Below are 25630 nucleotides of genomic sequence, written 5' to 3'. Positions count from 1 at the left end.
ATTTATCTGTAAATTTCCTAATAGTCTTTTAGCTTGTTACTTCCGACTTCCGACTTCTGTTGTATTGATTGATGTCTCATGTATCCCCGGCTAATTCGAGGAATACTAACAAATTTACCGAAGAAATCGCCCTTTGTAGAGATTGTCCACCAACTAGCCCATCCCCATGAGATCGCTAGTCCAGTCCCCAACCAACTTGTGTTTAACAGATAGTTAAAAATAAATACATTTCCTACTGCTATCAATGTCCAAGGGAATATTTGATCTGCGGGGAATGGCCCTAGCCTGGGTCTTTCTCCTAGAATTCGGTTTACAGTTCTAAATCTATGTTCATTTCTCATGATTTGAAGTAATGAAGATAACTTTAGTTGAGTTACGTAGGGGAAAAAAATTTTCTTTCCTTTCCCCCTAGCCATCATGAAACTCAAGAATGTCTAGTTTTTTCAGCCGAAAATTACCCTCCTACAGCACCACCACCTCCACCAATAATTAAACTTGTGATTAAATCTCCTGCAAAAACTGCCAACACTATAATTAATGGAGTTCTCGCCAAACTTTGCCAATCTTCATCATTTCGGGCAGATTGTACTATACGGACTAAACTGATACCAACATAGAGTAAAAATAAGCCTCTTAGTACGTTGAAAAACAAAACAATAACTGCATTGGTTTGCCCATTATTAGCATTACCAAAGTTGTTAGTCATCCATGTCTGAGCGTTATTAAAAAACTGAGCATTGGCAGGAGCGGCAGCAAAGTCTAAGAAACAAATGACTGCTAGAATTGCAAACAACACTGTATAGAGATTGGCTCCATATTTGCGTTGTAATTTATCGAAGTTTGCGGATAATGCTTGTGACTGTTTCGGTAGAGCAATAACGATGGCGGACGCAATCATAAATCCACCCATCAATATATTGTGGATGGACATCTCTGCTATCATCAATACACCAGCCACTCCCATGAGTGCAAGTGTGCTTTTTTTGGCTCTGTCATTCTTAGAGTCAGGTGAAAGTGTTGCTGTTGCTGAAGTGGAAAAATTTTCTGGGTATCCGTAGGAAGTACGCATCTCGTTCTCCTGAACGATTTCTTTAGGAATACGCACATTCTTTAATAAGTCAAACCCAAAATCGACGTACTCTGGTACTAAAAAAAACAGAACTGTAGTACTGGTAGATTATTGCTAACATCAACACTCTACGTAGCTAAAAATATAATCTAGTATTAGCAAGTTTTTTGCTTGATATACTATTCTATTTAATCATTTAACAGTATAAATATTTTTGTCAAGCCTTCAGTAAGTGTCAAATAGGGGGATTGACTATTGAATAGTTTTATGTTCTAAAACCATTCCCAAGAAATAAGAAAGCCAATCGAAAACTGTACAGGTACAAAACCCGATATCAATTCTTAGGCAAAACTGATAACGGTTGGATATTAAGCCTATCCCCTACTTTGATATTGGCAGCACCGGGGGCAAGCTCCAACACCTGATTAGCAACTCGCCCTTTATATATGGGGCAAGGGGTTTTGTGACAAGGTTCGGCGTTGTAAACCACCGTTGTCACCACATTGTCTTTGATGTAAAAGATGTCTAGGGGAAAATTTACCTTGTACATCCAAAAAGGCACATTGTAAATCTCTTTGCCCAGGTTGAATAACATTCCGCAATCGCCATTTAAGGAAGTGCGAAATTTCAGCCCCTTCTCTAATTGCTCTGGTGTAGAGGCGACTGAGAGCTTAAATGTGCGCTCACCGTGGGTGAGAATGTGGGTAACTGGTAACTCTTGGGGACGAGTTTGTAAGTAAATAATCGTTAAATTACCGATGATGATTGATACCCCAGTAATCGGCCCTAGTATGTTCAGTAATTTAAAACCAGCAGCATACAATTTTTTCTCAAAAGGGATTTTTAAAGTTTTCATAATTCCCCAAAGATATCAATATCGCCGAGACTATATATAGACGAATCAACTGGACTAGATGCTTGACCTTGCAAAGCAGCTTTATTCCGCATACTTTCAACCCGGTCAGCCTCACGGATTGCCAGAGGGTTCATATTCTGTCTTGCTTTGAGCAATTCTGACAATGTAATCTCAAGTGGTGGCAGTTCACTAGTAGTCTGCCAAGACAACTCTGCGTTGTGGTAAGCAGAGGGGCAGAGGTGCGGAGGGGCAGGGGTGAAAGAACTTGTACAAATCTCTCCTCTGCTCCCCTGCTCCCCTGCTCCCCTGCCGCCCTCCACCCAGCAATTTTGGGTTGGTGAACTACTAGCTGGTGTAACATCATCACTAAACATTTGGCAAAAAGTAGAAACAGCAGCACGTTCGACAATTGCCCCAATCTCCGCACCCACACAACGCTGTGTCTGTTTGAGCAATCTGCGCCAATCTTGTTGGCTGTACGCATCGCCTCCATTGCAAAAACGAGGATCAAATCGGGCTAAGTGGATTTTAAAAATTGAGTGCCGTTCTCCATAATTGGGTAAATCCACCTTGAAAATCTCGTCAAAGCGTCCACTTCTGGTTAGCTCTGGTGGTAACCATTCAATATTGTTGGCAGAAGCGATAATTAAAACCTCACTAGTACGTTCCTGCATCCAGGTCAAGAGCATACCAGCTAGGCGTTTGGATAAATCATCATCCCCGGCAAATCCTTTATCGAAGTCGTCCAAATACAGAATCACATGGTTAATTCGGTCTACGAGTGCGAGTAAGTTTTTTAGCTTATATTCAGCCAAATTACCGTAACTGCGGAAACTACCCCACTCTAAGATAATTAGAGGCAGTCCTAACTGTGCAGAACTTGCTTTAGCCGAGTAAGATTTTCCTGTCCCCGGTGGCCCGATTAGTAAAATTCCCTTGGGTAAGCGCAGGTTATAAGCTTTAGCCAACGTTGATAAAAGGCGCTTATAAGTTTTAAACGCTTGCTGCATCAGTTCCAAACCACCGATAGGAGTGCTAGGGGGTTGGAGAAATTGAATATTGTAAATCCGCTTGAACAGTTCAATTTTGTAAGCGGATAGTGAGGCGATCAATTCGTCCGTATCACCCACCCCAACTGTGAGCGCCTGTCGAATGCCATAGTCGATATCTGCCAAGTACATCCCCACGCCAGCGATCGCCGTCGCATGAATATCAGAATGACTGTAATCAGGTAAAACTTGGACTAAGTAACTGCTTATTTCCTTAATAGTTGGCAGTTGTTGCACAATGATGGGAACTTCCGGTGCAATGTCAGATGAGAGACTAGCGTTTGGGCCTAAGAGGATTGCTGTCTTGTTAGCATTGCAATTGTACAGCTTCAGGTTAATCAGGGCTGACTTGATCCATTCCGCAGTTAAAAAGAAATCGGGGTCGCTAGTCTGTTCCCCCAGCCAGGGGAATATACCCTCTAGTATCAAGATTCCTTCTAAATTGGTGGATTTCCAATACCTCAGAATTTCAAAGTAATGTTCGCGTCGATTTTTGGCGATCGCCTGATACTGGTCAACCCTTTGTAAACTTAATCCCTCCTCATTAGTAGATAACTGGTGTAATGCATCATCTTCCAGTGTCCACAGGTAACAGTTAATGTCCTGGGCAAAGCATTCACTGGTGAGATTTGTCAAAAGTCTGAGCCTTTCTTGCAATGGAGACTCGACAGCTATCAGCTTATTGTTAAGTTTGATTAGAGAGAATATTTGCTTTGTTAGCTTATTACTCATTAGGCTTTTGTGTGAATTTCATCCCGATAATAGAGACAGCTAAAACTCTTTACTAGCTACTTTGATACTGAAAAAATCGGTACTAGAGTTGCTTGACTTTTTGCAACTATAGCTCTAGTTCCTCTTGGTTTTGTTGTAAGTGTCGTTGTTGTAATTGACGGGAGAAATTGACTAATTGGCTATTCCAATCCCCAGTTTTGCACTTGAGTATTTTCGAGTTTGGCAGTATTTTTTTAACAGCTTGTGCCACAGTTGTTTGGGTAAAAGCCACTTGTACATGGGCAACATTACGTAATCTTTCGACAGGTAGACTTTTTGGGTCGGACACTGCCATATAAAGCGTTTTGTTCTCTGGTATTCCTTTAACGTGATATTCCAGCATGGCTACTGAGATAGCATCGATGGGAGACTCACACAGCGCAGCATTGCTAGTTTTATCAGTAGGCTTTTTCCCCAAAGTAAAGTAAAACCAGCTATCACGACGAATTGTACCTAACTCATAACCAGAAAATTTATTAACTGTCCCTTCTAAAAAGGCCCCTTTGGTATTTCCGTCGAGATCCCGCATTACAAACACAACATTTGCTTTTGAGTCGGCATAAACTAGCCCCTGGTTATGTAACATTTGTACGCAATCAGAGAGTATGCCTCGCTTCTCTTTGAGGTAATGTTCAACGGCTGGCCAGTTAGCTTTATCCTCAACGGGTAGGGTGAATTGGGGTGCTGGTTGAGTTTGAATAATGTCAGCCACAACTTTTTGAGCGTGAGCGATCGCTGCACGTTCTGCGCCGACTTCACCAAATCTCTCCCCCAGCCATGCGATCGCTGTTGATTGACTGCACTTGTTAACGTGCTTCACCAAATCGAGCGCCCCATTACTTTGAAATTGGCAACCAGGAGCAAGGTCAGTGAATTGAGCGCCACCGATAGTAATGATGTGTCCGTGACCCCACCATCGGTCATGATCATAATTTAACCCTAACTCCCAAGCAACATCATCTAAAGCTAAATCAGTTGACCATTCGGTAAGTTTTTTTATTGATTGATTATCTTGCTCCAATTGCTCTATCCGCCGCCGTAACTGTTCATTTTCAAGTGCTAGAGCTTTGGCTGTAGCTTCCATTTCCTGTTTACGCTGATTGGCTCTGTCTCGGTCAGCTGCTTTAGCTTTCAATTGCGCTGCACTCAGTTCATCAACTTCTAAGTTGCGCCCCTCCTCCACAATGCGGTAAAAGTCCTTGATGTCCTGGTGCTGCGCTTTACTACCTTTTAAACCCCGCTCTAGTCCAATTAGCTGCATTGTCTGGTAGTACGAATCCTGAAATTGTTGGATTTTCTGCCGCCCGTCAAAGAAATGATTGCACCGTAGCTGTCCCTCATCATCAATCGGCACAAAGTAAGCGTGAATGTGGGGTGTGGCTTCATCCAGGTGTAACTCGGCTCTCACAATGCGATTGCCATATTCATCCGCTAACCACTGGTGAGTCGCTTCTAGCCAATCATCTAACTTTTGTGGTTCATAATAACCAGCGAGTGTGGGACAGTCGGGACGGAAGTAGCTAGGCGAGGCACTCAACAGTAGCTCTACACAGTACACCGCATCAGTGCGAATCTTTCGCCTCTGCTCCGAGTCCCCTATCTTGGCTAAGACTAAATCCTCTAGTTGTTCCTCTGGGTCAAGACTACCGATGAACCGAATATTTTTTTGAGTGGGATCTGCATTAGGGGTTTCTCTTTCTCGTGCGGTGTGAGATGCACTCCCTGATATGTTACCCCGCTTTAATTTTTTTAATCGCGCGATCGCGTATGCCATTTTTTATTTACGCTAAAATTTGGAAATACAAGTTTTTGGGCTGACTGACTGAGAAACAAATATTACTCAAATTATTGCTGTTTTTTCTTGATTTCACGCCACTTTTTCAGCTAAATCGCTCAAATGCGAAAAGGGCTAAATAACCGTAGTAAGTACGACTATTCTAAGCCGCCCTACAGCAGTTCTGGGGCAATTCTCCCGCCATCCCCAAGATTCCCCTAGCAACATAGTCACTCTTGACACAATTTTAGCCTAAGTAGAGAACATCGAACTTTCTGTGACTTGGACTAAAAAACCACGCAATAGCAAGGCTTTCGGGCTGTTTGGTTGTCAATAAGTCTTGATTAATGAGAATTAATGAGCTGCTCACAGAATTTTTTGAGAATTACTCGATAGTGAAATGGTTGATAACGGAATTTTTTGGCACTCGCTCGAAGTTAATCAGCGCTAAATTGTAATTTTTAGTAGTATTTTGTAGCACAAACAGAAAAAAACTGTTTTCTTGAAGTACAAAAACAATACTTTTGTAGTACACATTCTCAATAATTTCAAGCCTATTGAGAATACAAGAAACTGAACAAATCGACTCAAAGCTTTTTGGAGTAAGTGTTAGAGGGCAATTTTTCAAAAAATCGATGTGCAAAATAGCAGACATTTTGTACCTGTTTGTCAACATTTGATGACAGATATAACATTTAAAAGCGTGTATAAGCGATGCAAAATAGCAGACATTTTGCATCTAAAACCCCTATTTATATACAAAATGTCTGCTATTTGTAACTGTGATTAGTAATACATTTTGACCACGTAAAAGCAAATTAAACCCCGGTAAATTAGTAGAGATTAAAAAAATGAGGGTCTAAGTGAAGGATTAGAAGAAAAAATGCAGCGTTGTATGTGCATCCATTCTTAAGTAAATACTTTATTGAGGCGGACAACATAAATTTCAAAAGCAAGGATATTAAATTTAATTAAGTTAGGCGGTATCAAAATAAAAATAAAAAAAATTGGGTGATAAAAATTAGTGTAATAATTTTAAGAAAGCGCGTTACGCTAATCAGAATTTTAGTCAAAAAAAATGAATGATTCTAGATATAGAGTAGTGTCATTTAGAAGACCGAGTGACAGTGCAGATGCAGAAGTAATTGATTACTTGAGGTCAAAGCCTTCAAAATTGAGGGAAGATTATTCGGAAACAATTACATCGACGCTAAAAAAACACTGGCTACCTCTTGCCTTGTTTTCTTCGGGGCTGAGGGGAGAAGAATTAAGACAGATTGGCATTTGGGCAATTAGTCAACTAGAAGCACAAATTAGTGTAATTCGGAGAACTTGTGGGATAGCACCAGACCCGCTAGTGGTGACATCAAATATATCAATGCAAGCATCAAACATAGTGGCATCAGATAGTCTATCCGTCTTAGGGGTTACTTCGGGAAATGGGCAAATAAGTTCTACTGAAGATGAAGACTATGACGATGACGATGACGATGACAATGAATTTCTTTCCTCGCAAAACTATCAAGAGATGACCGACATTAAGCGGATGTTTGGCTGGGACAAACAAAACGGGGGTGAAGATGAATAAAAAAAATAATTCTAATAGACAAACAAAAGTTGCGATAACGATTGATTTAGGGACAAGTTCCCAGAAGGGGATAGCACAGATTTATCCAGATGGGGTTCCAATAGTTTTAGCAATGGAACCAGAAATAGCGGATTTAGGGGTAGAGTCAATAGAATATTTGTCAAATCAACTCGTACAAGATACGACGGTATGGATAGGAATTGGGGAAGAATACTATGTCCTGGGAGCATTAGCCAGAAGTATGTTTGCGGGGACATCAGCTATTAGAGATTTGAAGTATCAATATGCCTTACCGAAAGTAGCAGCTATGTTATGGTTGGCAATTCGGCGGCTGGGAGTGAAAAACCCAGATATAGAGCTATATGTACATTTGTTGTTGCCAGTGGGAGAAGCGTCGGATGGGCAAACGCTCAGAGCAAAACTAGCACAGAACTTAAAAACAGGAATAATCACGCCAACAGGGAGGTTAAAAGCAAAATTACGTAGCTTTGATGTCAGTCCAGAAGGGGCGGGGATAATGGCATATCGCAGTCGCAACGTCAACATAAACTATTTCCAAAAGAGTATAGGAATGCTGATGTTAGGCTATCGTAATGCCAGTTTTATTCTGTCCCACAAGGGGAATGCAATAAAATCTGAATCTACAGATTTAGGGATGAATTGGGTAGTGCATCAGTTTGTAGAACGTACTGCTGTTGGTTTATCAAAAGATGACTTACGCCTAATTTCAGCTTTAGCCGAAACCACGAATAACAATTTTGATGCACTGCGGTTTCTATCACGCAAAACCAAAATCGAAGAAATCAATGCTGATGTAGAGTTGTTTTGTCGGATTTTACCGATAGTTCGCAAAGAGTACTGCCGTGCTTTATGGCGCTGGTTGAGAAATATTGCCCAAATGGATGAAATCTTAGTTTGTGGTGGGACAGCATCCTTTATACGCCAAGAGCTAACCGAACATTTTGATTGTGAAGGCATCCCCATTTGTTGGAATGGCGCAATGGAACTACCTAAATATTTAGACACAATGGGATTAGGCGATAGGATCGCCGATGTTTGGGCATCCCATATTAGCCATATCAAGTTTTTGGATCATGAATTTAGCTATGACCGCCAAGACAAACCCTTAGTTCCTGATTATTATGTTCAACCATTCAATAGTTCTAAATCAGACACGGAGATTTGGCAAAGGAATGGTTATATCACTACTAGCCAAAAATAGGGTGTTGGGGGTAGGGTGTTGGGTGTAGTGAAGACGGCATTGGACTGAGCTTGGAACTCTGACCAATGCAAACCAGAGTGAAAAAACAGGGCTTGTAACGAAGAAGCTTGTTGGGGCTATTTCCAACCTGCAACCCCACACCCCGCCCCAACGGGGCTTGGTCAAGGGATTTAGAGTAGTTTGCATTTGTACGACAACTGTTGCTACTAATGCTGTCTGATGTTAGACAGACATTCTGTCTAACATCGCCAAAGCTAACAAATGTAAGGGTTTTGCTTTGAATGGTGTTTCTCTTTGCAGGCGCTGGCTCTTACAATCACGGAGTCTGTTTCAATACCGCAGTAGATGATTTATTGGCTTAATTGCTGTATCATCTGCCCAATGCAACCAAAATAACAAAATTTAATCTCCCAGAGCTATGGAGATTCGTAGAGATTCAAATCGAGCAAGAGCAGGACTCAGGCTAGATGCCATAGACTTGCGAAAAAATAGCCACCCTATACTCGCCTCAACAACATTACTTAATGAAATCTCGCTGTCGTTTTTGCCTAACGAGTTCATTGTGATTGCTGGGGTGAGTGGTGGCGGGAAGTCAACTTTAATGGATGCACTCAACGGCCAACGACCCGCCAAGGGAAAAGTGTTCGTTAACGGTGTTGACCTGTACAAGAACTATGACTCATTCAAGAACCTCATCGGTTATGTTCCCCAGGACGATATAGTTCATCTTGACTTGACTGTTTGGGAAGCGTTGATTTTTGCTGCCCAGCTTCGAGTACCCTTTTTATCAATTAGCAAACAGCAGCAATGGGTAGAAATAATACTACAACAGCTGCATCTGTTGGAGCGAAAGAATGTCCCTATCAAGCAACTTAGTGGGGGTCAACGCAAACGAGTAAGCATTGGAGTGGAACTTCTCTCTAACCCCAGTTTGTTTTTCCTGGATGAGGCCACATCAGGTTTAGACCCAGGAACAGAGTTACAAATCATGTCGTTGTTGCGTTCTCTAGCAGATGTCAGCAGTACTGTAGTGCTAATTACCCATGCTACTAAGAATGTAGCGATCGCAGATCAAGTAATCTTCCTTGCTAAAGGTGGAAGGTTAGCATATGTAGGGCCGCCTAAGTTGGCGTTAAACTATTTTGGGGTACAAGATTTTGATGCAATCTATCACAAAGTAGAGCATCAACTCTCAGCGCAGCAATGGGAAGAACGGTTTAAATCATCGGGGTACTACAAGAAATTTATTAGCGAACGCCTGCAATCGCTACCACAACAGAACCAAGCGCCCACGCCAGTTAAACCCAATTTGAGAGAGCAGCTTGTGGTATTGTGCCAACGCAATCTCTCAATTCTCCTCAAAAATAAGTTGAGCTTGGCATTAATGCTGTTGGGAGCGCCAATATTAGGTTCACTCAATTTTCTACTGTGGAAACCTGACTTGTTCAGTAGCAAAACCGGGAATGCGGGGCAAGCCATTTCCATGCTGTTCGTGGTGGTGGTAATGGCGATTATGTCTGGTTCCCTGGCAATGATGCCAGAGATCGCAAAGGAAAGACCAATCTACAAAAGAGAGCGAAGTGTGGGTTTAGGACTAGCACCCTATCTTATGTCTAAGCTGGTTCTAGCATTTGTACTCGCTTTATACCAATCGTTGGTGCTACTTTATTTGATGCTATCAGCAGTTGACGTGACTGGGGCTGATACTAATACAGGAGCAATGTACTTTACCCTGTTTCTAGCATCGTTTGGCAGTATGTTGTTGGGTTTGATTGTCAGTGCGCTCGCTCCCAATCCTAGTGTCGCTCCCTTAATGATACTCATCGTTTTGGTTTTTCAAATCGTCTTTGGTGGTGGAATACAGCCGACAGAGAACCTCAATGGTAATCCCAATGCCAAGGCTCTGAGTCAATTGATACTATCAAAATACTCGTTTGAAAATTTAGTATTGCTTTCAAAAATGGGTGCAGATGTAGCCGATGACTTCTGTTGGCAGAAATCAGAAACCCAAAGGAAAAAATTACCTGCTCTCCTTATAGCCCAATGTAACTGCTACAACAAAAATGTTTTTACTAAATGCAAATTTCCTGGGCTGGGTAAGATAAAAAGAACATCATCATTGAATAATGATTTGTTAAAAGCTAACTTGTTAATTCAGAGTATTCTTGATGGATATGAAAGAGTCTTCTATACCGATGTATCTCAAAATAATTGGAATTTAATTTATTTGATTGGGGGAATGATATCGATATTGTTTATAACTCTATTTTTGAAGGGTTAGCAGTAAAAAAATCTGGAATATTTCAGAAGTTAATGGTGTGTTTTGAATTTTGTCATTAAACAACTTTCACTGTTACAACAGTTGCTCAAGATGGTTGGCTCAAACAATAAACGCGAACAATTAACCTTAGTCAATTGATATGTCAGAGACGACACAATTACAAGTACAAGAATTAGTCCAATTTGCCCAAGAGCAAGACTTCAATCAGCAATATCGTCAGTATTTTGGCGATGTCTGGGAAGAAGCGGGTGTGAAAAATATTTCCCAGATGACCTTCCAAGATGCCGAACAAACCTTAAAGGTTCTCGCTGATAGTGAGGCATCTCCCGAATTCATTAAAAGTTTATTAGCACAAGCGGCTCATGATGGTGCGCCACCGCAGGTTTTAGAGTATTTTTTGAGTAGCGACATTGACGGCGATGGGCGCACTTTATCTGAGGAAATATTTCAGGATGGGACGAACCCACTCTCTGCGGATACACCCCAACCACCACCCAAAGCACAGGTTTTATCTCCATCTCCAACTGAAGATTTGGACTGGGAAATATAGCATACATTCTCAAACTTTACTAGCAACTTGAGTTTTGATTTTTTCAGTACTCAAGTTGCTAGTTCTTTTTTGAAAGCATATTTAAACTTTTTAAGTTAGATATAGAGTTCCATTTTTCAAGAAGCACGGTAGGGTGTAGTTGATTTTTCAACTACACCTGTTTCCTCAACTAACTCAACAATTAAAGAAGGCCATAGTATGACTTTATTAGGTATTGATAAACCCACCAATACAACTCAAGTAAAACTGCCGGATGAAAAAGATTTATCTAACTGCGATCGCCGCCGAGAATATCTAGAAATTCTCCTGTGCCAGAAAGTACAAACTGGCGAAGACCCTGCCTTGTGTGAGAAAGTGTTGAAATATTTGTATTTCTCCTTATATCAACAAAACATCCATCGCATTGCTGTCCAGAGGGAAAAAGACAAGTCGGTATTTGCCACCGTACAGCAAGTTTTTATTACATCGTTCGCTATTTTAGGAATGTTTGCGTTCCTTGCCGCCGCTTCCAACAAGTCAGTTGTGCGATCGCCTGGGGTAATCCCTCCAGCTATAGAACGGCAAGCCAACTGACAAGGCAGGAGCATTAAAAAGCTGAAAGTATCACGATGACAAAACTTTCAGCTTTCTAAAAATCTTAAATATATAGCTTAAAACCAAGAAGTATCCTTATCAAACGGAAGTGTACTGGGTTCTTCGTTGTTTTTCAAGTCTACTTCCATTTGTTTCAAACGTTCTACGTATGTTTGGCTCGAAGCACGTAGTCTATTCATTTCTTGCTCACCAAAATTGATGCCTAATGCTGCTTCTCGCTCTGATACGCGATTATAGCTATCAACCTCAATCTTCTTGCGCCTTTCCATTTCTTCTAGCCACCCCGGACTAGTCCCGTTTCTAAGTTCAGATTCAACGTATTCGGCTCTAAGAGTGCCGTCTGGGTTGAACTGCTGCTTTTCTGTAGGGGTGAAGAAATCGTAGGCAGTATAAACAGTCCAAGGTTCTGGATCTATTTCGTCCAGGTGCTTCCACTCATCGTACTGAGCCTTACATCTACGAGCATAACTATCTATTGCTCCCTCATTCATTCCCTCAGATAACATTTGTTGTCTAGCCTCATCTTTTAACGTCCCGTCTGGATGAAATTCTTTCCGGTGCATATTGACCCAGCGTTTAATTCTTGACATATAAAACTCCTAAAAACTTCAATGATTAAATAAAATTATGTCTTTGCACTTCCCACACTTTAATACCAGACTAAATCAATGGATTTATACTGATGTAAATAATAAGAACCCTCATTCAATTTTAACTGAAAAATTAGATAATACTTTACTAGAATTTTACTTTCCAGATCAACAGTTTTCTTTTGGACATATAGATGAATATAGTACACCAGAAGATTTAAGAAATCATCCCAATGGGCATACACTGTTATTATCTTCTAAAACCCGATTATTGTACGGGTCTCCAGAATGTTTGGAAGGAATTGAAAAGTTATGTCCTGATAGAAAAGATAGAGGTGCTTACGGTTCAATTTTTCTAGGAGCGTGTAAAAATTCAATACATGAAGAGTTAAATATTTTGATTGTAGATGACTCTACTGAAGCTCAAGGTGACAATGGAGGAATTCTTGACAAGCAAGTTGCTTTTAAATTGGTGGGTGACTGTTATGGGCAAATTTCTACACAACTGTACGATCGCTTAATTAAAAGAGAAGAGCAATCTGATAAAAGTTATCGTGTAATCCAGCACCGCTTTGGTTGGAGAGAAGGAGATGGAGAAGATACTAAATACCGATTTGGGAAAGGAACTTTAAGACCATATAATTTTGCTCAAATAAAATATGCTGACACCAATAACGAACCCAAAATTGATTTAATTATTCCGCTATCTAGCTTTAAAGGTACAGATAAAGATCGTCCTAATGGCCCATCCAAGCCGCAGATACAACCAGGATTATATAAGCAGAAAATTTGGTTAGGAGAAAAATCCCAATCAGAGCAAGGTAAAACTGCGATATCTCAACTGTTAGCATCATTTCCTCAAGGAATTAAAGATTTTGCTGAGGAGCTAGAGGCACAAGCTCAGAAACTAGCCGAAACTCAGAATGATCCGAGGAAAGTAGCTCAACTTTACTGTGAGAAATACGAGAAACGTAAAGCCTTCATTAAAGAACAAAAAACCTCCTTAGAACAACAAATTACTGAGCAAATTGCTGATGGCTCATTAATTAAACAATTAGAACTATTTACTAGGAATCAAGCTGAAGAAGAATTGCAAATAAATGATGATGAACATGATAAATCAGCGAAAGATGATTTATTGATGTACAAACTCATCAAAGCTGATTTAGTGGGAGGTCACAATCAGCTTTTAGAAACAGAGAAGATGAGGAAAGAACTTGCTAAGTTCGTCCAGGGTGAGTGGCGGGATATCGCTTTGGGACGGACTCTAACCTTTGACAGAGCTATGATTATTCCATCCAAGGATTTGAAAAATGGGGAAATCTGCGTACCTTGGCTGGATGATGGAGAAAAAATTCTTAATTTTCGCTCTCCGTTTCTTAACTCTAATGGTTTATGTATATCTACCAATAAAATTATTGATGATTGTTTAGCCCCAGACGGAACACGTTTAAAAGGAATTATTGTTGTTAATGATGAAGACCTAGAACGCATCAAAGCGAGACTCCAGCAGGGCGAAACAGCACCACTAGAAACCGAATCACAACGTCAGGCAAGAGATTTTGATGGTGACTGCATTGGCGTAGCGTTAGCAAGCAAGTATCCAAATTTTACAGCCGAAGCTGAGTATCGAAATCAGCCCGAAAATGCTTACGCTCCTACTGTCAAGGAGAAGAAACAGTCATTTTATATTGACGGGGAACAACCACCCTTTGAGCAAATCGCCATACACATGAGCGATAGTATAAGTGTGGGCGTGATTAATAATCAAGTGACTGCATTGGAGGCATTAGAATCGGAAATCGAAATTCTAAAAATTTACGGAACTCCAGAACAACAGTCTGAGTATTTAGATCGGGTATCAGAGCATTATCAAAAATTATTAGAAACTGAGAATTACTTGATTAATCCATTACCAATTAGAGAAGAATATAAGCCTTACATAAAAGATTTTATAGCTTTAGCAAATTCACCTAGAACAGATGAAATTATATCCCAAGCGATGGAGAAAAATCGCTCCTTGTACAGGATAATGATTGAGGAGGCGTGTTATCACAATCAAATAGCTGTAGATTTATTCAAAAGTTCTAAAAAGCCGGAAATGGGCTTAATTAAAGAGAACAGCCGTTATTTATATCGCCAAGTTGATTATATTAAAGGAAAAAAAAATAAATCTACTTATTTAAATTCTGGAATAAGAACCACAGGTTACTCACCCGTAGAGCTAATCATCAACCAAACTAACAAGTACTTCCAACAATCACAACTAGAATCACGCCCCATAGTTCAGTTCCACGATTTATTCAAGGGCGTTGAGTTCACCCCTCAACAAAGATTTAACGCGCTCGCTGCCAAATCCGAGTTCGACCGTTTATTCAACACCGCAGTTTCAATGGAAAAGCGGAGGGAAAGTGAGCGTGGCCCTAGTGCAATTATTCAAACGCAACAGGGAGCAAAGCTTGAGATAACGAACCTAACTTATTACGACCATCCTCTAATCTGGAAAGCACAGAGCATAAATCTGAAACTAGAAACGGACAAGCGATCTCAAAAATTACTGGCACTCGCCCAAATAAATAGTGAAATTGGGGATGATGGCCAGACATTGTACCGTAGGCTGGGAACAGTCAGTCCACAGTCAGTTGAAGAAAATAACCTCAAGCCAGGGATGGCGACGAGTAATGCTTCTGTGGTTGAATTCCGACCCGAACTGACTAAAGGGCAGACTAGACTAATGTTCCAGCAAGCTTATAAATTTGCTGAAGAATTTCGCGCTAGCATACCAGAACATGAGCGATTGTCGGCGGCCTCCGCGGCATGGAGTGTGGGGGCGGCGAGGCAGGATGAGCTAGAGGATAAACAATCAGGTAAAAGCTCTATACAGAAAAAGACTCCCAACTTTGTGTTCGCGGCGTTTGGGGATGAAATTATATCCCGGCTAAATCAGATGCAATTTGCTGAACTGAGAGTTGGGACATTAGGTAATGAGGCGAACAATTTCAAGGATAAAGCTTGGAATCAGGATGAGAAATATCCGATTGAAATTAGGGCATCTCATCATCCTCCAGAGCATGAACGCCACGCTTTGAGATTAGTATTTGTACAAGATGGTGATGGTGAATACAAAGAATTTGCACCGTTAGAGCCAAGAACGGGACAATTACCCATCGGCACAAAGGCTCAAGCTAATGTATTGCCAGGGGAAACTTACACCGCGAACGCCACAATTTCTCTGACAGGGACAGATCCGATAGAGTTTACTATCAGAGAAATCAAGAAATTTGCTCATGCCGAAAAAGTTTTCCACGCTCAAGAGGTGATGTTAGAAATTGGTACAGTACCAGTACCGGATGAAACAGTAAAAATCAAGTTAGATGGTCGAGTGTTGGGAGAATTAGATGCTGATTCTGTCAAACAGCTTCAAGCATTTAATTATATCAAAGATGGCAATCCACTCAATTTAAAACTAACAACTATTTCCGAGAGTAAAAATTATGCGTGTTTAATTGCTGAGTCGCCCAATGGAAATTTATTGAAGATTGATAAGATTAACTCTTATGATTATAAAGGAAAAATTTTTCACGACGCTGAATATAGAAAAGTTATTTTAGAAGTGCCACCATTAAAAACAAGAGATGCAGTGTTTTTGAATGGAGAACCGCTTGGGGTGTTACATTTTAAAAAGGATAAAGAAGCTCTCAAACAATTGGGAGTTTTGAATTTTGGGAGGTTAACTCCAGTACCAGCCAAATTGCAAAGTAATATCTCAACAACAATGATGGTGAAGATTGACCCCACTACAGTTGAGTATCCCAAAACTTGGGTTAAGGAGAATCAGGTTTTCAGTCAACAAATAGTCAATCAAGAGCAACAAGAAGCGATAGAAAAAACCGCGCCAATCCTTGACAAAATTAAAGAACGTCCTACTATATTGTTCGCTACGCCAGAAGACAAAATGTTAGGACTAACTCAACTGGTAGTAGATAATCATAAAATTGAAGCAGTAACCAAGTGGCTCAACGGCAAGAACATTGCGCTCACTCCTGTACCAAGAGAGGATGTACCGTTAGAAACTAAGAAGGGATTGGCAGTATTTAACTTGGTAAACTCTTCCATTCCTGAATCAGTTAAAAAAGCGATGCTCAATAAGTTTGGGGATGTGATTGAGTCCCAGGAACAGTATCAAGAGAAAGTACGAACGCTACCTGACAGACCAAAACATCTCTTGCCGCCACAGCCACAAGTAATTGAGATAAGTGAACCAAAAGTTCAGCCGATTAAAAGTAATTACAGTAGTAATGAACAAGCTGTTGCGTCTGTTGAAAAATCTCAATCATTAACTATCGACAATTTAAGAGAATGGTACGCTGCTGCTGATAAACTAGGTAAGCCTGAAGCCTACAAGCAACGGATTGTAGAAGTTGCCAACGCTTTCAAAACAGGTACTCAGCTATCACCCCAAGCAACAGCCGCAATGACTAAGGACAAACAAGACTTAGAAGCAATTAGCCGACTTACTCAAATTGCTCAGAAGGTGGGTATGGTCTGGGGGCAACCGGCAAGAGACGGTTTTACGTTCGTCAATGGAAAAACTTACGATTTGAGCTTCAATGCCCAAACCAAAGATTTAGCTCTAGCACAAAAGAATGGCGAAGTGATTTTGAGTTTGGAATCAGGCAAAGTGCAAATTAATAAAGTAACTTCAGAAGTGTTGCAGACTTTCGAGAATGCAAATACTCAGTTAGATAAAGCTTTGGCTCAAAATCAAGAACAGGATGTAGAATTACAGAGCTAGATTTGAAAAAATTTCACTAGATATATTAGAAGTTATGGACACAGTTAATTTGTCAGAAGCGCAAGTTTTTTATCATCAAGGTTTAGAATATCTCAAAACGGGGAATATAGAGGCAGCAATTCCATGTTTCGAGCAAGCATTACTATTTAATCCTAATTATGCTGAAGTTCACAATACGATAGGAATAATTCAGTTTCAAATTGGGAAGTATGAAGGTGCGATTCAAATGTTTGACAGCGCATTAGCTATGAACCCAAATTTAGCAGAGGCATATAATAACAGGGGTTTAGCTCGATTAAAAATTTGTCAAAAATCGGAATTTTCTCTTGTTGTTGAAGACTATAATCAAGCGATTGCAATGAATCCAAATTTAGTTGAAGCTTATCTTAATCGGGCTGATGTCTATAAAAATTATATTGGTGATTTACAAGCGGCAATGGAGGATTTTGACAAAGTAATATCACTTGAGCCTAACCGTACAGAACCCTACATAAACAAAGCAAATATTCATTTTTTGTCGGGAGAATTGCCAGAATCACTCGCAGAGTTAGAAAAAGCATTACTTCTCAATCCTAATTGTCCAGAAGCTTATTGCGGTAGAGGAACAGTCAAGTTTCATTTAGGCGATGAGGAGCCAGCCAAAAAAGATTTATTTCGTGCTTTCGATTTATATGAAGCTCAAGAAAATATAGCATACTGTATTTTCACGAGAAGTTTAATTATGCAACTTTTTCCAAATTATGAAGTATATAAGGACTTGTTTGGCTTTGAAAGCAGGATGGCAGAGAAAACATTAAGCCACTCTAATTAACAGAGTGGCTTAATCGGTGTATCAAGGATGCGGCAATCACCTATGCGCCGCTGTTCAATTGTTCGTTGCTCACCCCAAACTTGCTCGAACCTGCTGGTGAGTGAGTCTTCTGAGAGCGCATCAATTAACTTCCGAGCTTGTGCATTTCCTTTTGTATTGAAATAACGCCAAATTATTCTGGCATCCTTTACTGATATTGTTTCAGCACGGGTTCCAACGCCATTGACAGTATATTCCGCAAAAAGGGTAACATGATTTAGTCCATACCCTACAAACTTTTGATAGATTTTAGGTGCTTTAAAAGGTAACGTGATTAGCCAGTTACGATTGATACCAATTGTTGAAAGGATTTGATTTTGAGACATCCGGTACTCTTTCGTCTCAACAATCCTAATAGCATCAAACCGATAGTTGCCGATGTACAACTCAACGGCTTGGGCGGCTGTAAAGTCTTTCTTAGCCATAATTGCTTTCTCCACAAGATTTTCATCAATCTCTCGCGGAGCGTTTTTAAGAAATTGAATTAATTATTTGTGCCAGACATAACTGCTTAATGCGATCACTTGGTTCAAAACAATGGAATGCTACCTACAAAAAATAATCGCCAGCATACTTAGTGCTGACGATTACAACTGATTCTAAAATATTTCTAACTGCTAATCCCACTCTTCTTCTTGAGATTGATACAAGTCGGCAGTGTACTCTAGAGTGTTAGATGTATCAGGCGATGTTAAGTCAAGTGATGTTTTGTCATCATCGTAGAAAGTTAGAAGCAATTGCGTTCCTTTAACCTCCCAAGCTATTACGATGTCTAGCCTTGTAAGAGTTTTCAAAGAAGCTTGCATACTTTCTGTGATTAGAGAACAATTGGTTTCCATATTTAACAAAAGTGATAGTTGGACTTCAAAAAGTTTGAGCAGAGCGCCATTCTTTTAAAAATAAACCGCCAGTAGATGAGCGTACTTACGGTTAACGCGCGGTCACGAAACGTGCTGATGCCGTCTTAACTAACTCTGATATTCCCCACAGGATGTCCCCAGTCTTCATTGCCGGGGTATTGCGCCAGGATTGCGATGGCGGAACACCCAGCGTAGTTGATCGCGCAATCGGGGAGATGATGAGAATGGTGGATTCATCAACACCACCGAGGGCTGAGTTTGAAGAGCTAAATAATCGTTGATCTGTTCAGTATTCACAGAAAATAGTGGTGTGCCAAGGAATAGCTGCCGCAGAATCTTCGTTCTATCAGATGCAGCGCCAACGCCTTCATGCGAACGCGCCAGTAGTGTGCGATCGCTCTTTTAATAGATAGCTTAAATTACCTTGGGCTTCTCCTCGCTTCAGTTGGTTATGGTGCGAGGAAATTGGATTGCGTCTGCAAAAAACTCAACTTGTTCCTTAAGGAAATTGAAAGTACAACTTGAGAGAGCATCGAAATACATCTCGGTTCCATCATAGAAAGTTAGCTTCAATATGCCATTATCGAGATCCCAAAAATTCAAAAAACACAAATCCTCTTGGGCTAACTCTAAATACAAACGAATTTCTTCACGAATGCAAGGTCGGTGAACTGCAAACAGAAAGTTAACGCCTATGGCTAATGCTATGTCTGAAGTGATAATCATTTTTTTCTGATACGTCAAGATTCTTAGGCAAAGTTTTTAGCACCAGAAGCGCTCGCCCCAGGGCTTAACAGGGCGATCACTCCCCTTGACCTGTGAGATTAAGCTGCGGATTTCTTGCTCTGTTTGCAAGGTGTTACAGGAGTTTTGCGCTTGCTGGTTGGGGTAGTTTTGGTAGATTTTGGTTTAGATGCTTTGGCTTTGGTGGATTTGGGCTTAGTTGTGGTTGGTTGCACTTGGGCTGCTGGCAGTAGCAAAGGAAGTGAGGGGAACTCAAGTACAACAGGCTGAGGCTGTATTGGGATTGCTGAAATTTCTGTGAGTTCCCAAGGATTGGGTAGTTGTGCGAACTGTGGTGCTGGTGTGGCAATTGGTGGTATTAATGCGGGGACTGGCTCTGGTGATGTACTGGGTATGGTGGCGAGTGCATAGTTTGGTGTAGCGGTTGGTGCGATCGCTGAATATGGTAGCCAGAACAAACCGTTCACAAAATCCATCACCATAACAATAACGAAGCCCATAACCAAAACTTGAATTGTCCAGTTGAGCGCGATTTGAATATCCATTGTTTTTCTCCTGAAGTCCGAGATAGTTTTCATTGACAACTAGCGCAGCGTTTTAACTGCATGGAAGCAGCAGAGAGATCCAGGCACAAATTCTAGGTGTGGTGAATTAAATTTGTACAAGCCTGATACTCTTTGAGAAATTGGCGTAGCCCAACAGAAAAATTGCCTAACGAACCTGTAGTGATAGCTGGCAAACAGGCAGAGAATTTAGATGAAAAAAGCTAAGATGCAAGGGTTTGGTCAATTGCCATAATGCTTTTGTGAAATGTTAACAATAAGTCACCACTTAGCATTAAAAATACTTTTATTGTGACGCTGACTTTTGATGATGAATCATTACCGCCATGCCTGTCTACTCAACCCTTAACAGCGTATAACGGAATTGTTGAGGGATGTGAAATTGATCTTTAGAGTCCAAAAAAATAATAAAATGCCCCTAGAATCAACTTCTAGAAGCTTTTTGGAGTGTTTTTACTTTTTGCCGTTGGCAGTTTAACTGTTTACAAGTACAAATATACTATATAAACAGCCATGTGATCGCCATCAGCAGCGCGCTTGAGCAATCGCTGTAACGAACCGTAACGAAGGCTAAAAGTCAAACATCACAGATAATTTCGGTTTATTCTAGGAAATACCCTCTTCAACACACGGGTAAAACTTGGGCTAATGCTTGATTACGTAAGCGCGGCAGTTGCATTTTGGATGCTGATGTTTGGAATCCAGGAATGGGTGCTGAAGTTTCGCCTGGGTTACTTGGGGCGATATTGGGCGCTAATGAGTTCTGCCAGCTTATTTCTCGGTTTATTGCTCTCTTCCTTCATTGTCGTCCCACTGATTATCAACTTAAGAGTAGACCCGTTCAGATTTCCAGACAATATTATTCTGTGCGCCATTGCTGCCGTTATCTTCAGTATCATCGTCAGCCTGGGGCAGTGGCTGATATTGAGAAAAACAGAATTGACACCGAGAATTTTCGCGCTGATTAATACAGTAGTCGGAATTGTGATTTTCGCCGTACTGGTTTATTTCAATGAATCCCGCCTGGAGTGGAGTGGTGGCCCAATCCAAGGTTGGAAAACTGGTTTAATCTTTCTAGCTGGAGGCGCGATTACTGGAACAGCGATAGGCAAGGCTTTGGATTTGTACTGTGGGCGAATTGAGCAGCGGCTAATAAGAATTGAGAGGGAGAGGGTAGAGAAAGAAACCCAAGAGAGAGAAAGGCTGAAGCGGGAACAGTTAGAAAAGGAAAAACAAGAGATTGAAGCCCTTGAGAGGGAAAGGGAGGAGAGAAGAAGAATAATGTTTGAAATCGCTAAAGAGGAAGAACGAAAGTGGCTAGAAGAACATGGGGATGAGGAATATGACTATGACGAAGATGAAGACGAGGATGAGGAGTACGAACAAGAGGATGAGGAATAGGCTACTTTAGAGTTAGGCTTTAGTAAATTCCGGGCATATTCCCTGTGGATCAACTGTAAATCCATATAGTGGACTTTGCTGTGAGCAACATAATTCATCTTGTAAAAACTGACACTTGGCGCAGCAATCATTAAGAGATTCCTTTGCTTTATCAAGTGCTAAAAATTGGGGTCGTAGAGGCATCAAAATCAATGAGGAATTGTTCCATTTAGCACGAATATTTCCAACAGTTGAGAGTGCTTGCCACCTGGGGTCACTGTCTACAACATCTCTTGGGACTCGAATCCAAGCACCATCATGCTCACTAACAATTTCTAACTCTATAACTTTTGGCTTATTGAGTTCTATTTGAGTCGCTTCGCTAATGAAAGTTGGCATTACACCATATTCTACTGACTCGCCAACACGAGGAATATGAATAATGTAATGTTTTTGCAAATCGGTGCGTGCTAAGTCATTAAGAGCAGAGAAACTGCCGTGAACTAAAATCAGGTGACGTGGTGCAACTTTAGCAATTACCTGTCCAATGCCTACCCGGTCTGTATGTGCGGAGAGATTAAACTTACGGATTTGCGCTTTTACTGTATAGTCTTTCTCATCAATTGTGACTGTTTCTCCAGTCTGCATCTCTTGCAGTAATCGCCCAGGCGATTCCTCATCTGTGTAGCCACTAATAAATATTGCAGCGTTTTCTCTCTCTAGTAGTGTTTGTGCATAGTAGACTGAAGCGCCACCAGTGAGCATACCACTAGAGGCAATAATTACACTCGGTTTAGCAAGAGCTAGTGGGCGTTCTTCTGGTTCGGTTATTGGTATTACTCTTACCCCATCAATAAATGGTGGTGTTCGACCGATAGTCGCCAAGTTTTGCACAGCTTTCGGCAGGAAATTAAGGTGTTCACTAAAGACATCAGTAATCGCTCTGACTAAACCATCAATATAGATCGGAATATTAGTTTGTGAGAATTTGGCGCTGGTTTTGAGAGCGAGAATAATTTCTTGAGCGCGACCCAAGGCAAAAGCTGGAATCAGAACATTCCCACCGCTTTTGACTATTTCTAAAACTGCTTGCACGAGTTCTGTTTCTTGCTGCTTGCGGTTGGGATGAATGCTAGCGCCGTATGTAGCTTCAGTAATCAAAACATCAGCAGTTGGTAAATCATGAAGTTGTAATCCTTCTGTTGTCCGACTGTTGGCTACATTATAGTCACCCGTATATAAAATCGTGCGATTACCGTATTGAAGGTATATGCAAGCTGCTCCGACGATGTGACCAGCGTTAATGAATTTTACTTTGAGTCCCGGCAGTGGTTCAAACTCCACACCTATTGGTTGAGTTTCTAAGCGAAAAAGCGTTTCCCTAAGTTCAGTTTCATCAAATAGGGGTTGAAAATCCTCATTCCGCTGCTGTACTTTCAAACAATCTGATAACATAACTTGGGCAATTTCTCGTGTGCCAGGGGTACAGATCATGGGACAAGCCGGAAACAATGAATGTAATACTGGCAGTGCGCCGATGTGATCTGAGTGCGCGTGAGTTATTAGAATCAGATTTGGGTTTTTTAAATGTTCAAAGGCGGGTAAGGGTTGACTCCCCTTGGGACGAGTGCCTGCATCTAAGACAATTTCATAATTACCGATCTCGACTCGAAAACAGCTTGCTCCAATTGAACGCGCTGCTCCCAACGGCGTTACCCTTAACAAATCTGACTGGCTATCTTCTAGCTGGACTTGTGGTTGTGAGAATTCATGAATCAAGAGAGCAGTACTACCTACGGTTCCCTGAATTCGGATTTTTCTATTTTCTACAAGCCCTTCCCATTCCAGAACTCCATTGTTAATCCTTTGATGAAGCGGGCGGAAGTTGGGAAATTGGGCATATATTAGTGGTTCTAGTTTTTGTTGCCATGAATCCTCGATACTGGGCGCGGTTTTCGTGACAGATGCTGGTGGTTGTATTTCTATCTCAGCAAGTGGTTCAGCTATATCTACTCTTTGTGCCGCTACTATATGTAATCCGCGAGCGCGGTATTCAAACCTACATTCCGCACTTCAAATTGAAGTGCAAAGAGATTACAGTCAAGATAAAAGCAAAAAATCCGGCTAATTAAGACTCATAGTACTAAACGAATCTGCGGCATGAAGAGAAATAATCCAACATAAAATATTTGACCTATAAAAGTAGGTTATGTAAGCAATAAAAATTTGAGGTACAATTACTGTTCCTCCGGATATTAATAAATTGTTCTTCACTCTCCAAACGTTGTTTAGATTAAGAAAGCAGATAATATTTTTTGCAAGACGATGGCAGACAATTTAAAATAAAATGGCGTTCTGACGTTAAATTAATAATTTGATTAACCCCATTTAAAATCAAAAGATGAATTCCCTGGAAACATTGAAATACCCATCTTAACGTAGGAGATAAGGTTAACTTTCCTAATTGATTTTTGATTCCGATTTTAATTCTTTTTAAGCTATTCCTCAGTTCCCTCTGACCGAGATTGTAAACTAACAAGCACAGAGACATTAAAAATAACATCGTCTCTATTCTCTCAGGGTTTTCAACAAAAAAACTATCAGCAAAAAATAGAGGGTCTTTCAAAAATCTAAATCCTCTCTCACAGGACTGTTGATTTTTATAATTTCTAATAATTTCTGATGGTTCTAATTTTTCATCATCAACTAAATTAGTAGCCAAAATAAATCTTCCGGCTGATTTTCTTTGTATTTCTATTTCTTCTGGTTTTTCATTGCCCAGTCCTGACATTTTGTAAATAGTCTTATTATCTTTTGTTTTACTCTCGATAAGTTTAACTTCTTTAATTTCAAATAATCTCAATTTTTTGTTGATGACTTTTAGTTTATATCGGGCTTGCTCCGGAGTCTCAAAATTTTCTTTTTTTAATTCTTTAAGCAGCTTTTCAACTTGAGCTTTTTCTTTCTTTAGCTTTTTATCTAGCTTGTCTAAATCACTATCTTTTCTTTTTTGGCTTTCTACTATTAGCCAAGTTTGTTTAATACTACCATAAATTACTATTTCTGATTTCCACTTATACCCGTCTAAATTTAGGGCTGTTCTTCTCTCTATTTCTTCTAGATTTATCTCTTCTATCTCTACAGACTGAACTAACTCTTGTGCTTTTTTAATTGTCATTGGTACTCTACTTATCCATTTTAAATGTTCAATTAATTTGAGATTTTCTTGGCTATATAATGCGCTGTCGCAGACCATAATACTGTCAAAAACTATTTGCTTTTTAAATTCTGCTAAGATTTTCCCAAATACGGCTTTATCCGCTTCATTACCATCTCCCGCTCTCATTAATAATGGGATGTCTCCATCACTACTCATTATTAAATCTAAAACACATTGTTTCAAATCTGGTCTATGATCGCGAGAATATCCTTTGGTTATAATTATTGGTCTTTCTCTAATTATTTCTGATTCTTTTTCCTGATTATCTTCACTATTATATTTTCCATGTAGATGAAATGATGTCGCATCCAGATGTGAGTATTTTGTATCTATTTTGAATTTTTTAATTATTGATAATCCAATTTCTATAAACAGGTTATTCAATCCATATTTATATAGTTTATCCATGACTCTTCCAATTTTATCATCATTTATATAATCATTCTTTATATCTTTTCCCAATAATATTTCTATTCCTTTATCATCAAAAAATTGGCTAAATAAATATAAAGGTCTTGAGACAAATCCTAATCCGTTGAGCAAAATAGCTTTTACTAATATTCCTGATGAAATTTTTTCCCGAACATCTATTCCTAATTTGGAGTTGATTATTTCAACTATTCCTATTTCATCAATTAGCCCAGCTACTATTCCTAAGTGATCTAAGTTTTTAATCTCAATTTCTTTTTTTTGATAATCCATTTTTCGGGTGAGATTTTATTTATGAAAGTTTGATTCCTAATTCTCTCACTTTTTTTGAGCATCCCTATTTGTTTCGCAGCAAAAATACTTATCATCCCACTTTCTGTACTTCACTTTGTAACTTACTAAGATGACCAAATATAGCAATCGCTATAGGTATCGTCCAACCAAC

Annotated in this window: 21 protein-coding genes; 8 read left to right on the top strand and 13 right to left on the bottom strand. The window is 40.1% G+C overall.

Annotated elements, in window-relative coordinates; genetic code table 11:
* Positions 1-17: 17 nt before the first annotated feature.
* From WKK05_RS39600 to mobV, 5 genes are all read right to left on the bottom strand, one after another.
* Complete coding sequence (locus tag WKK05_RS39600; protein WP_341531715.1) at positions 18-341, bottom strand: hypothetical protein; 324 nt, start codon at positions 339-341, stop codon at positions 18-20.
* A 113-nt stretch (positions 342-454) separates the two neighbouring features.
* Positions 455-1069 carry a hypothetical protein gene (locus tag WKK05_RS39595; RefSeq protein WP_341531714.1) on the bottom strand — a complete coding sequence of 205 codons (615 nt, stop codon included), beginning with the start codon at positions 1067-1069 and terminating at the stop codon, positions 455-457.
* Between the two features lie 334 nt (positions 1070-1403).
* A complete protein-coding gene (locus tag WKK05_RS39590) occupies positions 1404-1925 on the bottom strand; it encodes a DUF192 domain-containing protein (protein WP_341531713.1) in 522 nt (173 codons plus the stop codon).
* Positions 1922-3706 (bottom strand): ATP-binding protein, encoded by a 1785-nt coding sequence (locus WKK05_RS39585; protein WP_341531712.1) that lies wholly within the window; start codon positions 3704-3706, stop codon positions 1922-1924. The genes WKK05_RS39590 and WKK05_RS39585 overlap by 4 nt, the downstream gene beginning before the upstream one ends.
* A gap of 106 nt (positions 3707-3812) precedes the next feature.
* Positions 3813-5519 carry a MobV family relaxase gene (gene mobV / locus WKK05_RS39580; RefSeq protein WP_341531711.1) on the bottom strand — a complete coding sequence of 569 codons (1707 nt, stop codon included), beginning with the start codon at positions 5517-5519 and terminating at the stop codon, positions 3813-3815.
* Positions 5520-6597: 1078 nt separating this feature from the next.
* Between mobV and WKK05_RS39575 the strand changes: the two genes are divergently transcribed.
* The 5 genes from WKK05_RS39575 to WKK05_RS39555 all read left to right on the top strand — a co-directional run bounded on the left by WKK05_RS39575 (position 6598) and on the right by WKK05_RS39555 (position 11733).
* On the top strand, positions 6598-7107 hold the full coding sequence (locus tag WKK05_RS39575; RefSeq protein WP_341531710.1) for a hypothetical protein: 510 nt from the start codon (positions 6598-6600) through the stop codon (positions 7105-7107).
* Entirely contained in the window at positions 7100-8329 is a 1230-nt protein-coding gene (locus tag WKK05_RS39570) for a ParM/StbA family protein (protein ID WP_341531709.1), read from the top strand. The genes WKK05_RS39575 and WKK05_RS39570 overlap by 8 nt, the downstream gene beginning before the upstream one ends.
* 418 nt (positions 8330-8747) lie before the next feature.
* The gene (locus WKK05_RS39565; protein ID WP_341531708.1) at positions 8748-10610 is read left to right on the top strand and encodes an ATP-binding cassette domain-containing protein; all 1863 of its coding nucleotides are present in this window, start codon (positions 8748-8750) and stop codon (positions 10608-10610) included.
* A gap of 139 nt (positions 10611-10749) precedes the next feature.
* Positions 10750-11160, top strand: a complete 411-nt coding sequence (locus WKK05_RS39560; protein ID WP_341531707.1) for a hypothetical protein — start codon at positions 10750-10752, stop codon at positions 11158-11160.
* 198 nt (positions 11161-11358) lie between these two features.
* Complete coding sequence (locus WKK05_RS39555) at positions 11359-11733, top strand: hypothetical protein (RefSeq protein ID WP_341531706.1); 375 nt, start codon at positions 11359-11361, stop codon at positions 11731-11733.
* Between the two features lie 77 nt (positions 11734-11810).
* Here the strand turns inward: WKK05_RS39555 and WKK05_RS39550 are convergent, their stop codons facing one another.
* On the bottom strand, positions 11811-12344 hold the full coding sequence (locus WKK05_RS39550; protein WP_341531705.1) for a hypothetical protein: 534 nt from the start codon (positions 12342-12344) through the stop codon (positions 11811-11813).
* 37 nt (positions 12345-12381) lie between these two features.
* On the opposite strand from WKK05_RS39550, the gene WKK05_RS39545 reads away from it, so the two are divergent.
* Both WKK05_RS39545 and WKK05_RS39540 read left to right on the top strand, forming a co-directional pair.
* Positions 12382-17139, top strand: coding sequence for a hypothetical protein (locus WKK05_RS39545; protein ID WP_341531704.1), 4758 nt, complete (start codon positions 12382-12384; stop codon positions 17137-17139).
* A 34-nt stretch (positions 17140-17173) separates the two neighbouring features.
* Positions 17174-17950 (top strand): tetratricopeptide repeat protein, encoded by a 777-nt coding sequence (locus WKK05_RS39540; RefSeq protein WP_341531703.1) that lies wholly within the window; start codon positions 17174-17176, stop codon positions 17948-17950.
* Here WKK05_RS39540 and WKK05_RS39535 read toward each other — a convergent pair.
* From WKK05_RS39535 to WKK05_RS39515, 5 genes are all read right to left on the bottom strand, one after another.
* A complete protein-coding gene (locus tag WKK05_RS39535) occupies positions 17947-18414 on the bottom strand; it encodes a hypothetical protein (RefSeq protein ID WP_341531702.1) in 468 nt (155 codons plus the stop codon). The genes WKK05_RS39540 and WKK05_RS39535 overlap by 4 nt on opposite strands.
* A 192-nt stretch (positions 18415-18606) precedes the next feature.
* Positions 18607-18828: a hypothetical protein gene (locus WKK05_RS39530; protein WP_341531701.1), complete on the bottom strand. Its 222-nt coding sequence runs from the start codon at positions 18826-18828 to the stop codon at positions 18607-18609.
* Positions 18829-18993: 165 nt separating this feature from the next.
* Complete coding sequence (locus tag WKK05_RS39525) at positions 18994-19146, bottom strand: hypothetical protein (RefSeq protein ID WP_341531700.1); 153 nt, start codon at positions 19144-19146, stop codon at positions 18994-18996.
* A 144-nt stretch (positions 19147-19290) separates the two neighbouring features.
* A complete protein-coding gene (locus WKK05_RS39520) occupies positions 19291-19575 on the bottom strand; it encodes a hypothetical protein (protein ID WP_341531699.1) in 285 nt (94 codons plus the stop codon).
* A 98-nt stretch (positions 19576-19673) separates the two neighbouring features.
* A complete protein-coding gene (locus WKK05_RS39515; protein ID WP_341531698.1) occupies positions 19674-20138 on the bottom strand; it encodes a hypothetical protein in 465 nt (154 codons plus the stop codon).
* Positions 20139-20804: 666 nt separating this feature from the next.
* On the opposite strand from WKK05_RS39515, the gene WKK05_RS39510 reads away from it, so the two are divergent.
* Complete coding sequence (locus WKK05_RS39510) at positions 20805-21557, top strand: hypothetical protein (protein ID WP_341531697.1); 753 nt, start codon at positions 20805-20807, stop codon at positions 21555-21557.
* 12 nt (positions 21558-21569) lie between these two features.
* Here WKK05_RS39510 and WKK05_RS39505 read toward each other — a convergent pair whose 3' ends face one another.
* Positions 21570-23315 carry an MBL fold metallo-hydrolase gene (locus tag WKK05_RS39505; protein ID WP_341531696.1) on the bottom strand — a complete coding sequence of 582 codons (1746 nt, stop codon included), beginning with the start codon at positions 23313-23315 and terminating at the stop codon, positions 21570-21572.
* A gap of 514 nt (positions 23316-23829) precedes the next feature.
* Positions 23830-25458, bottom strand: coding sequence for an IS1634 family transposase (locus WKK05_RS39500; RefSeq protein WP_341524663.1), 1629 nt, complete (start codon positions 25456-25458; stop codon positions 23830-23832).
* Positions 25459-25630 lie beyond the last annotated feature (172 nt).

The organism is Nostoc sp. UHCC 0302 (genome assembly GCF_038096175.1).
Lineage (GTDB): Bacteria > Cyanobacteriota > Cyanobacteriia > Cyanobacteriales > Nostocaceae > UHCC-0302.
This window is presented reverse-complemented; position numbering and strand designations above follow the sequence as displayed.

Coding starts and splice junctions, on each gene's coding strand:
- WKK05_RS39600 (WP_341531715.1), bottom strand. CDS start 341: ATGAGAAATGAACATAGATTTAGAACTGTAAACCGAATTCTAGGAGAA.
- WKK05_RS39595 (WP_341531714.1), bottom strand. CDS start 1,069: ATGCGTACTTCCTACGGATACCCAGAAAATTTTTCCACTTCAGCAACA.
- WKK05_RS39590 (WP_341531713.1), bottom strand. CDS start 1,925: ATGAAAACTTTAAAAATCCCTTTTGAGAAAAAATTGTATGCTGCTGGT.
- WKK05_RS39585 (WP_341531712.1), bottom strand. CDS start 3,706: ATGAGTAATAAGCTAACAAAGCAAATATTCTCTCTAATCAAACTTAAC.
- mobV (WP_341531711.1), bottom strand. CDS start 5,519: ATGGCATACGCGATCGCGCGATTAAAAAAATTAAAGCGGGGTAACATA.
- WKK05_RS39575 (WP_341531710.1), top strand. CDS start 6,598: ATGAATGATTCTAGATATAGAGTAGTGTCATTTAGAAGACCGAGTGAC.
- WKK05_RS39570 (WP_341531709.1), top strand. CDS start 7,100: ATGAATAAAAAAAATAATTCTAATAGACAAACAAAAGTTGCGATAACG.
- WKK05_RS39565 (WP_341531708.1), top strand. CDS start 8,748: ATGGAGATTCGTAGAGATTCAAATCGAGCAAGAGCAGGACTCAGGCTA.
- WKK05_RS39560 (WP_341531707.1), top strand. CDS start 10,750: ATGTCAGAGACGACACAATTACAAGTACAAGAATTAGTCCAATTTGCC.
- WKK05_RS39555 (WP_341531706.1), top strand. CDS start 11,359: ATGACTTTATTAGGTATTGATAAACCCACCAATACAACTCAAGTAAAA.
- WKK05_RS39550 (WP_341531705.1), bottom strand. CDS start 12,344: ATGTCAAGAATTAAACGCTGGGTCAATATGCACCGGAAAGAATTTCAT.
- WKK05_RS39545 (WP_341531704.1), top strand. CDS start 12,382: ATGTCTTTGCACTTCCCACACTTTAATACCAGACTAAATCAATGGATT.
- WKK05_RS39540 (WP_341531703.1), top strand. CDS start 17,174: ATGGACACAGTTAATTTGTCAGAAGCGCAAGTTTTTTATCATCAAGGT.
- WKK05_RS39535 (WP_341531702.1), bottom strand. CDS start 18,414: ATGGCTAAGAAAGACTTTACAGCCGCCCAAGCCGTTGAGTTGTACATC.
- WKK05_RS39530 (WP_341531701.1), bottom strand. CDS start 18,828: ATGGAAACCAATTGTTCTCTAATCACAGAAAGTATGCAAGCTTCTTTG.
- WKK05_RS39520 (WP_341531699.1), bottom strand. CDS start 19,575: ATGATTATCACTTCAGACATAGCATTAGCCATAGGCGTTAACTTTCTG.
- WKK05_RS39515 (WP_341531698.1), bottom strand. CDS start 20,138: ATGGATATTCAAATCGCGCTCAACTGGACAATTCAAGTTTTGGTTATG.
- WKK05_RS39510 (WP_341531697.1), top strand. CDS start 20,805: ATGCTTGATTACGTAAGCGCGGCAGTTGCATTTTGGATGCTGATGTTT.
- WKK05_RS39500 (WP_341524663.1), bottom strand. CDS start 25,458: ATGGATTATCAAAAAAAAGAAATTGAGATTAAAAACTTAGATCACTTA.